This is a genomic window from Rhodoluna sp., assembly GCF_024641065.1.
Lineage (GTDB): Bacteria > Actinomycetota > Actinomycetes > Actinomycetales > Microbacteriaceae > Rhodoluna.
Genome location: NZ_JAHEDV010000008.1, coordinates 1 through 9655 on the forward strand (window position 1 = coordinate 1; position 9655 = coordinate 9655).

At 51.5% G+C, this 9655-nt stretch carries 8 protein-coding genes; 3 read left to right on the top strand and 5 right to left on the bottom strand.

The genetic code is table 11. From position 1 onward, the window contains the following. Together Q0L26_RS05335 and Q0L26_RS05340 are read right to left on the bottom strand one after the other, a co-directional pair. On the bottom strand, positions 1-1589 hold a 1589-nt coding region (locus tag Q0L26_RS05335; protein ID WP_296648421.1), incomplete at its 3' end, for an ABC transporter substrate-binding protein. 66 nt (positions 1590-1655) lie between these two features. Beyond that, positions 1656-3302, bottom strand: a complete 1647-nt coding sequence (locus tag Q0L26_RS05340; RefSeq protein WP_296648424.1) for an ABC transporter ATP-binding protein — start codon at positions 3300-3302, stop codon at positions 1656-1658. A gap of 53 nt (positions 3303-3355) precedes the next feature. Between Q0L26_RS05340 and Q0L26_RS05345 the strand changes: the two genes are divergently transcribed. After that, on the top strand, positions 3356-3985 hold the full coding sequence (locus Q0L26_RS05345; RefSeq protein ID WP_296648429.1) for a PH domain-containing protein: 630 nt from the start codon (positions 3356-3358) through the stop codon (positions 3983-3985). On the opposite strand, the gene Q0L26_RS05350 is transcribed toward Q0L26_RS05345, so the two are convergent. The 3 genes from Q0L26_RS05350 to Q0L26_RS05360 form a co-directional block, all read right to left on the bottom strand. After that, positions 3982-5070 carry an ABC transporter permease gene (locus Q0L26_RS05350; protein WP_296648430.1) on the bottom strand — a complete coding sequence of 363 codons (1089 nt, stop codon included), beginning with the start codon at positions 5068-5070 and terminating at the stop codon, positions 3982-3984. The genes Q0L26_RS05345 and Q0L26_RS05350 overlap by 4 nt on opposite strands. Before the next feature lie 2 nt (positions 5071-5072). Next, the gene (locus Q0L26_RS05355) at positions 5073-6620 is read right to left on the bottom strand and encodes an ABC transporter permease subunit (protein WP_296648433.1); all 1548 of its coding nucleotides are present in this window, start codon (positions 6618-6620) and stop codon (positions 5073-5075) included. A 172-nt stretch (positions 6621-6792) separates the two neighbouring features. Continuing rightward, positions 6793-8652 carry an ABC transporter substrate-binding protein gene (locus tag Q0L26_RS05360; protein WP_296648434.1) on the bottom strand — a complete coding sequence of 620 codons (1860 nt, stop codon included), beginning with the start codon at positions 8650-8652 and terminating at the stop codon, positions 6793-6795. Positions 8653-8864: 212 nt separating this feature from the next. Here Q0L26_RS05360 and Q0L26_RS05365 point away from each other — a divergent pair, with 212 nt between their 5' ends. Both Q0L26_RS05365 and Q0L26_RS05370 read left to right on the top strand, forming a co-directional pair. Next, the gene (locus Q0L26_RS05365; protein WP_296648436.1) at positions 8865-9206 is read left to right on the top strand and encodes a DCC1-like thiol-disulfide oxidoreductase family protein; all 342 of its coding nucleotides are present in this window, start codon (positions 8865-8867) and stop codon (positions 9204-9206) included. Then, on the top strand, positions 9206-9655 hold a 450-nt coding region (locus tag Q0L26_RS05370), incomplete at its 3' end, for a LysE family transporter (protein WP_296648438.1). The genes Q0L26_RS05365 and Q0L26_RS05370, both read left to right, overlap by 1 nt.

Sequence of the window (9655 nt, forward strand, 5' to 3'; positions counted from 1 at the left end):
GCCGCATAAAGCTCGGCATCGACCTGTTTGAGAACAGCAATTTGGTCTAGTGGCTCAGACTTGCTCGAATAGTCGACGAGCAGCCTATCGAGCGCCGGGTCGGCAAAACCGGTGACGCTTGAACCTGTGAACCAGTATGGGTCTCCGCTAACTTCACCCGCGAGCGGCACCGTGGTTATGAAGGCATCGAATTCACCCGTGGTGAAGACCGTGCGAGGGTCTTTGACCGAGACGTCGAGCAGGTTGAAGCCAGCCGAGGCGGCATATTCGCCAAGCAGGGCAAACTCCTTCTTGGCACGCGGGTTATTTGAATCAAACAAAATTCGAATATCGACAGGGGTTGAAACGTTTGCCGACTTGAGTAGTTCACCGGCAAGCTCTGCATTTTGAATATCAAAGGACGATGAACCATTCGACTGCACAAATGGCGCGTAGTAGTTCGACGAGTTCGCATAGATCCAAGACTTTGCCTCGAGCACCGGATTATCGGCGCTGAGCGCGGCCAAAATTTTGGCGCGAGGAATCAACTTCAAAAACGCGTCTTTGATAGCAGCAGCTTTTACGACGTCGGTCTTGCCCGAATCAAAAATGCTCGTTGAGACAAAGTTGAGCACTATGGCTTCGATGTCATTGCTAGCCGCAAATTCATATTTCGCGTTCGCCGCTTTTGCCAAACTGATTAGATCGCCATTCGTCGCGATTCCAGATTCAGCCGGTGCAGCAATGTCAACTTTGCCTTGCTGCATTGCCGCAAGCATTGCAGTTGAATCTGCATAGAACTTGATCTTCACAGTTTCAATGGTTGGCGCCTTGCCCCAGCTGAAACCCGAGCTTGCTTTCAGCGTGAGCTCTGAGCCAGGCGAAAAACTTTCAACCCTGTATGCACCAGCCGTGACAAGCGGAAGAGTAGACGCCTCGCGCGCCAGATAAGCCTTGCCATACTGCTCGCTGATAAGAGTTTGGTCGGCAACGTTTGCCGTTTCGATTGCCTGCTCAAATCTGATCAGAGCCGCGCTGGCATCGGTCAACGCAAACGCCCGCTGGGCAACCACGTGTGCTGCCGCAGTAACCGTGATCGCCGATTGCCAGTCGGCAACCGCGTGGTCATAGGTGACAGTCAAAGTTTGCTTATCGCCAGAGACCACTGGGGTGCTGGTCGTCCATTTGAGGCCAGAGCCTTTGCGAATGCTGTCGAATCCAGCGTCTGCCGGGTTGCGGGCGGCAAGCCACGATAACAGCAGATCATCGGCAGTTAACGCTTGCCCGTCACTCCACTTGGCCTTGCCGGTGAGCTGATATGCAATCTTGAGTGGCGATTTGCTCACGACGGTGACCGAGCCGAATTCTTCATTCGCGATTAACTTGCCGGTGGCATCCGTGTAATAGAAACTCGGATTAATCAGATTCGAAATCTCTGCATTGACTGCACGCGATGCTTCGCTGGTCGCGTTGTCTGCGTTGAATGAGTTGAAGTCGTTGGTCTCGGCGATGTTGATAACAGAGCCGGCTTGAAGGCCTGAACTTGAACAGGCTGCTAGCGAAACGCCAAGCAGCAGAGCAACCACAATCGAGGCAAAAAACTTTTTCAAAACAACTCCGAAAAACTAAGCGGGTGCCTAAAGGTTACCCTCTAAACACCCGCTGAGCCTGTGAACTTACTTGGCAGCTAGTCGAGCCTCACGGCGCTTCTTCTGCTCTGCCGGGTCAGGAATTGGCACTGCCGCAATCAGACGCTGGGTGTATGGGTCGCGAGGGTTCTTGAGAATTTGGTCGCGAGGTCCTTCTTCAACTAAGCGACCGTGCTGCATAACTGCGATGCGGTGCGACAGAATGTCGACAACACCGAGGTCGTGGGTAATGAAGAGACACGCGAACTTGAGTTCTTCTTGAAGCCCCTGAAGCAAGTCGAGGAATCGAGCCTGAACAGATACGTCTAGCGCCGAGGTTGGCTCGTCAGCGATTAGAAGGTCTGGAGTCAGTGCGAGTGCACGTGCGATTCCAACGCGCTGACGCTGACCACCAGAAAGCTCATGCGGGTAGCGGTTTCGGTAGCTGCGTGGCAACTCAACTGAGTCGAGCAGATCTTCGACCTTGCGGTTCAACTCTGCGCCTTTGGCGATGCCGGCAAGCATGATTGGCTCGCCAATGCTTTCGCCGATTGGCAGACGCGGGTTCAACGAAGAAGCAGGATCTTGAAAAACGATTCCAGTATGACGGCGAATCTGAGAGAGCATCTTGGTGTTCGAGTTGCTGATATCGTTTCCGGCAACGCTGATGGTTCCAGACTTGATTGGCAACAATCCGATCGAAGCGCGCCCAATAGTTGTCTTGCCAGAACCAGACTCACCAACCAAACCGACAATTTCACCTGGGTAAATCTCTAGGTTGAAATCTGAAACCGCTCTGAACGCAGGGATGCGTCCGCGCTTCGGATATTCGATAGTGACATCTGAAAGTTTTAGCACCGGTGCAGGCTTGGTGTTGCCCTCATGCTTCAGTTCGCGAACCTTGACTGAACCTAGCTTTGGCACAGCGGCAAGTAGCTGCTGGGTGTATGGGTGCTTTGGGCGGTTAAAGATATTGTCGGCGGTGTCGTGCTCAACAGTAAAACCGTCTTTCATAACCAAGATTTCATCGGCCATGTCTGCAACAACACCCATGTCGTGGGTGATTAGCAAAATGCCCGAATTCAGCTTGGTGCGAAGTTCGCGCATCAGGTCGAGAATTTCAGCCTGAACAGTCACGTCAAGAGCTGTGGTTGGCTCGTCGGCAACTAGCAACGCTGGGTCGCAAGCCAATGCAACCGCGATCATGGCGCGTTGCTTCTGACCACCAGAGAGTTGGTGAGGATACTTGTCGAACGAAGCTTCTGGATTTGGAATGTCAACCAAAGTCAAAAGCTCAATGGCACGTTCACGAGCCGCAGATGGACCCATCGGAAAGTGAGTGCGAAGAGTTTCTACGATCTGAAAGCCGATTGTGTAAACCGGGTTTAGAGCCGTCATTGGCTCCTGAAAGATGTAAGCCACTTCTTTGCCGCGGTATTTGCGCACGGTGGCAGGGCTAGAGGCAAGCATGTCAACACCTTTGACCTCAACCTTTCCGCTGGTTCGCGCGTTGCTGGCTAGCAGCCCCATCAAGCCCATTGAGCTAGAGCTCTTGCCCGAACCAGACTCACCAACGATGGCGAGAGTCTTGCCTGGGTGAACCTCGTAGTTCATGTCGATTGCTGCTGGATACCAAACTCCGTCAACCCAGAAGTCGACGTTATAGTTTGTGACCTTTAGTACTGGCTCAGACATACCTATTTTCTTTCTTCGATCGACAGAGCGAGCTCGCCTGCGATGATTGACTCATGACTAATGTCGAAGTTTTCAAACCCAAGGTTGCCTTCGTTTATGCAGCAACCGTTTTCATTTTCGCTATTTTGCTCAGCGTTCAAACCATCTATTTCAACAACGGAAGCAACACGGCCCTTGACCTCGCTGTTGCCGCCACAGCAGCTGTCGCTGGTTGGTTGACCTGGGTTAGACCGAAGCTTGAGTTGAGCGATGAAGGGGTGCGCGTTGTGAACCCTTTGCGCACCGTCACGATTGGTTGGCAAGATGTTCAAAATGTCAGCACTCGCTTCAGCCTTAACATCCTTCACAACAACGGACGCGTTGGTGTTTGGGTTGCAGCCGCAAACGGTCGCAGACGCATGAGCCGAATCAGCGGCGCTGCAACAAGAAACGGCATTTCCAGCGACCTGACTTCTCAAGACTTGCGAGGTATTGCCACAGCAACCTTCGACGGCGACAGCATCATTGCCAGCGATTCCCCCATCAGTGACAGCGGTCTCGCAGCACACCTGGTTCGCACGCGCATTGGTGACTTTCGAACCGCAGGCGCAACCGTCAACTACAGCAACAAGTTCAACTGGCTTGGCGCCAGCCTCTTGGTTGCAGCAGTTGCCAGCTGTGTTCTGTTCGCGGTTGTTCACTAAACGCCAGCCTTCAAAACTGCCTTAGCCTGCTCGCGTTCCTTCTTTGAAATGCGTCGCTTCTGGCGAGGGTCAAACGCATCGCGAAGTCCGTCACCGATGAAGTTGATGCAAAGTGCGATCGAGATGATGAAGAAGCCAGGCCACCAGAACAACCAAGGGCTCACAGTGAAGGTGTCTTGGTAATGGCTAATCAGTGTGCCCAACGATACGTCCGGCGACTGAACACCGAAACCTAGGTAACTAAGTGCGGTCTCAGTCAGAATTGCACCTGAAAGCAATAGCGTTCCGGCCACGATGATGATTCCGATTGCGTTCGGAAGAATGTGCTTAAAAATGATGCGGGCGTTAGAGGCTCCAGCAACACGCGCAGCATCAACAAATTCACGTTCACGCAGGGTCAAGAATTCAGTTCTCACGAAGCGGGCTAGACCCATCCAAGAGAACAAACCCAACATGGCCGCAAGCGGAAACACACCCAGGTTTCCGAACCTGAAGCCGATCACAGCTCCAATAATCAGAGTTGGTGTTACCAAGAACAAGTCCGTCAATCGCATCAAAATCGCATCAACCCAGCCGCCGTAGAAGCCAGCAATGGCTCCGATGGTCGTTCCAATCAGAACACCAAGAAGTCCGACTACAAGCATCACCATGATTGACTGTTCGGCTCCACGGGTCACTAGGGCTAGGTAGTCAGTGCCGAGACTGTCTTGGCCAAATGGGTGTTCGCCAATATTCATGCCAGTTCCGTCAATGAATGCCGGCAGGATGTCGAGGGTAGGGCAACCTGGAATTCCGTTTTCACACAAATTGCTGACCGCGCTGTTGACGTCGATTTCAGTGATTGAGTGCGGCCACCAGCCGGGAGTGGTAATCGGGCTCTTCTCAGATCCAAGGTGCAAACCCGAGGCTGTATAGGTGAAGATGATGATTGCCAAAAGGGTGAACAACGAAATCATGGCTGCACGGTGTCGCACGAAGCGACGCAGGATAATTTGACCTTGGCTTAGACCTTCTGTTTCACGAAGCGAAATCTCGTTTTCGTTTTTTTCTACGGTCTTTTCGATCTGTTTGATTTTCTTAGCCATGATTACTTTCTGATTCGAATTCGAGGATCCATGACTCCATAGAGCAAGTCAGAAACCAAGTTGGCGAAAACGGTCAAGAACGCGGTCATGATGAACACGCCCATAAATAGGTTTAGGTCGTAGCTGCCAATCGCTTGGTTGAAGAGCGAACCCATTCCCTTCCAGCCGAAGATGCTTTCAGTAATAATTGCGCCACCGATAACACCGGCGAAGTCGTTCACCAAAATTGTGGTCAACGGCAACATTGCATTTCGAAGCGCGTGACGCACGATCACTGTGCGCTCTGTAAGACCTTTCGCGCGAGCGGTGCGAATGTAGTCCATGTTCAAAACCTCAAGCAAGCTGCCTCGAGAGAAACGAACGTAACCAGCGAATGAAATCAGGGTTAGGGCAACCGTTGGCAAAAACACGTGAGTGAAGCCATCGAGGCTATTGATCCAGAAGTTTGCTTGCTGTTCAGGTGACAAAAGTTGGTTTGCCTGCCCCATGGTCGGGATAGGGCGACCATTGATTGCGTCTGAGGCATAGTAGGCATTGAACTCTTGCATGAAGCGGTCAATGACGACGGGAACCATTGACAAGAATCCGGTGATCATTGCAGTTCGCATGATTGCTCGACGGTCTATCTTGCTGATCAAGTAGCCGACGGCTGCTCCGATAGCGAGAATCAGCGCAAAGATTCCAATGACTGTCAACAATGAAGCGTCTGCGCTCATGACCCACTGAAGCGGGTAGTAAAGCGCAACCACTATGCCGGCAGTAATTAGTGATGCATAAAGCGATTTCTTGTCATCGAGACCAACTGAAAGGTGGGTTATGGCAACCGAGATGCCGCCGGCAAAAACGGCGACTACAACTATGCCCAGACCTGGGCTGATAAACCAGCTGGTCAGGCTTAGAACTTCAATCAAGATTGCGGTTCCGATTGCTACGGCACCGAACACTGTGAAGAATCGACGGCGATCTCCTCCGATGATTCCGGCCCAAATTAGAGCCGAAAGCAAACTGAAGAAAAGCAAGAACGGCGGAGTCACATGAGGATCGACCAAGAAGTCGTTGAATTGAATTGCGAAGTATTCCTTTAGCAATACGGCAACCCAGAAAATTGGTAGTGAGAACATCAAGAATGAGACAAAGGTCATTGAGTAGTCAAAGCGACTGTATTGACGAATAGCCGTAACCATTCCGATGGTTATTCCAAGAACGATTGCTAGCACTGTCGAACCGATTACAAGTCGGAAAGTTGTTGGAATTGCAGCGCCGATGTATTCAGCAACCGAGTGTTGGTCGCGAGTCATTCCGAGATCAAACTGCCCCCAGAGCCCGCTGACGATTCCTTTGAGCCATATGAAGAATCGCAGTGGTGGAGGAACATCGAGCATTAGTTCGCGGGTTAAGCGATCAATTAGGTATTGCTTGTTAGGGGCCGTGCTCTGCTGCAATTCAGCAAGTGGGTCACTTGAATATGCCTCGAGGTTATAAGACATAAAACTGGCACCAAAAAGAATGACCAGCATCATGCCGAGGCGTCGAACTATGTAAGCAAACAACTTGCCAACCTTGCCGCGGCTACCTTGCCGCTCTCGATGTTTCTCTCGCTTTCACGAGCCTAGAAAAGTTTAGATGATGTTAACCCAACCTAAACGCCTCTAATGGGAAAAGAGAAGAGGACACCTGGCGAACCAGGTGCCCTCTTCGGGTCTAACTATGAGCGATTAGCTCTTAGTAGTGCCACTCCCAGAAGTTCCAAACAACGTTTGGAGTTAGAGGAGCTGACTTGATGCCCTTCAAAGCAGTGTTAGCTGCAATGGTGGTTGGCCACTGGTAAAGAGGCAAGGTCCAGTTGTTCGCGTTGATGATTGTCTCAGCAGCTAGATACTTTGCAGTGATCTGAGCTGGGGTGAGGTAAGCCTCTAGCGAGTGAAGGATCTTGTCTAGTTCAGCAGTTCCCCAACCTGAGTGGTTGTTTCCACCGTCAGTTAGGAAGTTGGCGTTGGTTCCAGTCTGGCTAGTTGATGATGGTGCCCATGCGAACATTGCTGCGTCGTATGAAACGTCATCTAGCTTGGTGCTCCAGGCTGAGTTAGGAGTGGTCGATACCTTGAAACCAGCCTTAGCTGCTTCTGCAGCGATTAGCTTGTTCTCGTCGATACGACGCTGGCTTCCCTTGAACAAGAAGTTAATGTCAACTACTGAGTTCGTTGCCGAAGCAGTTGGGTAGTACTTCTTGACCAAAGCAAGTGCACGCGCAGTGCGGTCAGCCTGGGTTCCAGTAGTGAAGCTTGAAACGCCTGAGCTCTTCACGATGGTGCTGTAGCCGGTCTGGCCTGGAAGGGTGAAGTGCGAGTTCATCACAACACCGTTAGGGCTGAAAGGCTTTACCTGGCTCTCGAGGATGCCATCACGAGGAAGGGCTAGCAAGAATGCCTCGCGGAGGTCTTGTGCCTTCTGTGAGTTTCCGGCGAATGGGCCAGTGTAAGCGGTGGTTGCACCAGGAACTGCGCCAACGCGAAGGTCAACGTGCTCGTAGGTCATCGAAACGCCACCGTAAACGGTTGCACTTCGGATTGCCTTCAACTGAGCTACACCGGCAGCATCTGGCTGGCCGTCGTAGATGTCGATGTCACCGTTGCGAAGCGCCTGGTATGAAGGCGATCCGTCTGCGATGAACGAGAAGATGATCTTGTTGATTGGGTTGGTCTTTGCCATTGCAGGACCTGAGCTGTACTTCGCGTTGCGAACCATAGTTACTGACTGGTCAGCAACTGCAGACTGGACCTTGAACGCACCGTTGCTTACTAGAAGCAATGGGTTGGTTGAAGAGTCAACGGTCTTGATGTTGTAGCTCTCGCTCCAGATTGCGCCCATCTTCTTTAGGCGAGTGGTGTTCTTTGAAGTGAAGTCCTTCAAGAACTGAGCCTTTGAAGCAAGGTTAGCTGCGGCGGTGCCTGCGGCCTTCTTGCCATCTGCAAGCTGCTCAAGAGCGTGAACTGGAGATGGGCCAGGGCCTAGCAACTCCCACTCAGGCTGGAATGAGTCGTACTTGATGGTTAGTGACATGTTGTCTGAGCTAAGCACTGGATTGCCAACAACGTGACCGTCGTATGAGCCACCGTAGCCAACGCTGTCGAATGCAGGCTTGCCACCGCTTGGGTCGCCTAGGCCAGCAGCGATTGAGTACTTGCCGCTTGAAAGAACGTGGCTAAGTAGAAGGTCAACTGCAGTAACTGGAGTTCCGTCTGACCAAATCTGGCCCTTGTTGACGGTGTATTTAACCTGGAAGTCAGTAGGGGTCTTCTTAACTACTTCAAAGTGACCGAACTTGGTGTTGCGAAGCAAGTTTGGCTTGTTGTCGTAGTAAATGAATCCCATGCCGGTTAGGTAGCCAACATCGCTGTTGGTAACCAAGTTGGTGTCAGGAGTACCTGAGTTCAACGAAGTCATCGCTGAGGTCTCCATCATTACGACGGTTGATCGAGCTGCTGAGTTTGCTGGAGCAACTGCTGCAAGTGAAAGACCTGCAATGGTTAGACCAGAAACTGCAACGCCGGCAACCGCACGAACGATACGTGTTGCTTTCATATTGTGTTTCTCCTTGTTGAGTCGGAACCGCTGTCAATTACCCGGGGCTCTAGAACCCCTAACAAGGAGCGCTCGACAGCAGTGCCTTGGGTAATGCCAAGACTAGGCGAAAACAAAAGGTAAACAAACTGAAAAGTGAGATTTTTACATCTCTTTACATTTCCGTTACAAAAGGCATTTAAGCCACGGATGCCTGCTGCTAGCCTGAATATATGCCTGCTTTGAAGCCCACACTTATTTATGACGGTGAATGCGGCTTTTGCGGGCGATGCCTCAGCTGGGGAATGCGCCATTTCATGGCCTTTCCTAAGGCCATCCCGTCGACAAGTAAAGAGGCCAAAGAGTCGGGGCTCACCGAGGCCGAGCTGGCTGAATCAATTTGGATCATCGGAGTTGGTGCTCCCCTGCCAGCCGCCAAGGCGGTCGCTTTCATTTTGAAGATGCAGCCGAATTTTCTCTGGCGGGTGCTCGGGCACCTCATGTCGATCTGGCCGATTTCACTGATCGCAAAGAGCGTTTATTTTTGGGTCGCAAAGAATCGCGGTCGACTCTAATGAACGAACTTTTCACAATTGGTTTCTTCGCAGGCTTGGCACTTGCGATTCCAGTTGGCCCGATGGCAATCATGTTGATAAATACCACTCTCGAAAAAGGTTGGCGTCACGGAGTTGCAGGTGCCAGCGCAATGGCGAGCATTGACTTTTCATATGCGCTACTCGTTTTCTTGCTCGGACACGCGGTTTCTAGTTTCTTTTCAACCTGGGGCCAATTGCTTAGTTTTGTCGGTGCCGCAATTTTGCTTGCACTCGGAATCACGACTCTGATTCGCAATTTCAAATTGATAAAGGCATCGGCCGAAGAAGTATCTGCAGCCAAGGTCGGAGCCACTCCAGCGAAAACTTATTTGCTTTTCGCTGGCGCAACAATTTTGAACCCACCAACTGCCCTCTACTTTTTAGGCATTGCTCCCAGCGTTGCTCAGGTAGATTCAGAAAACTTCGTG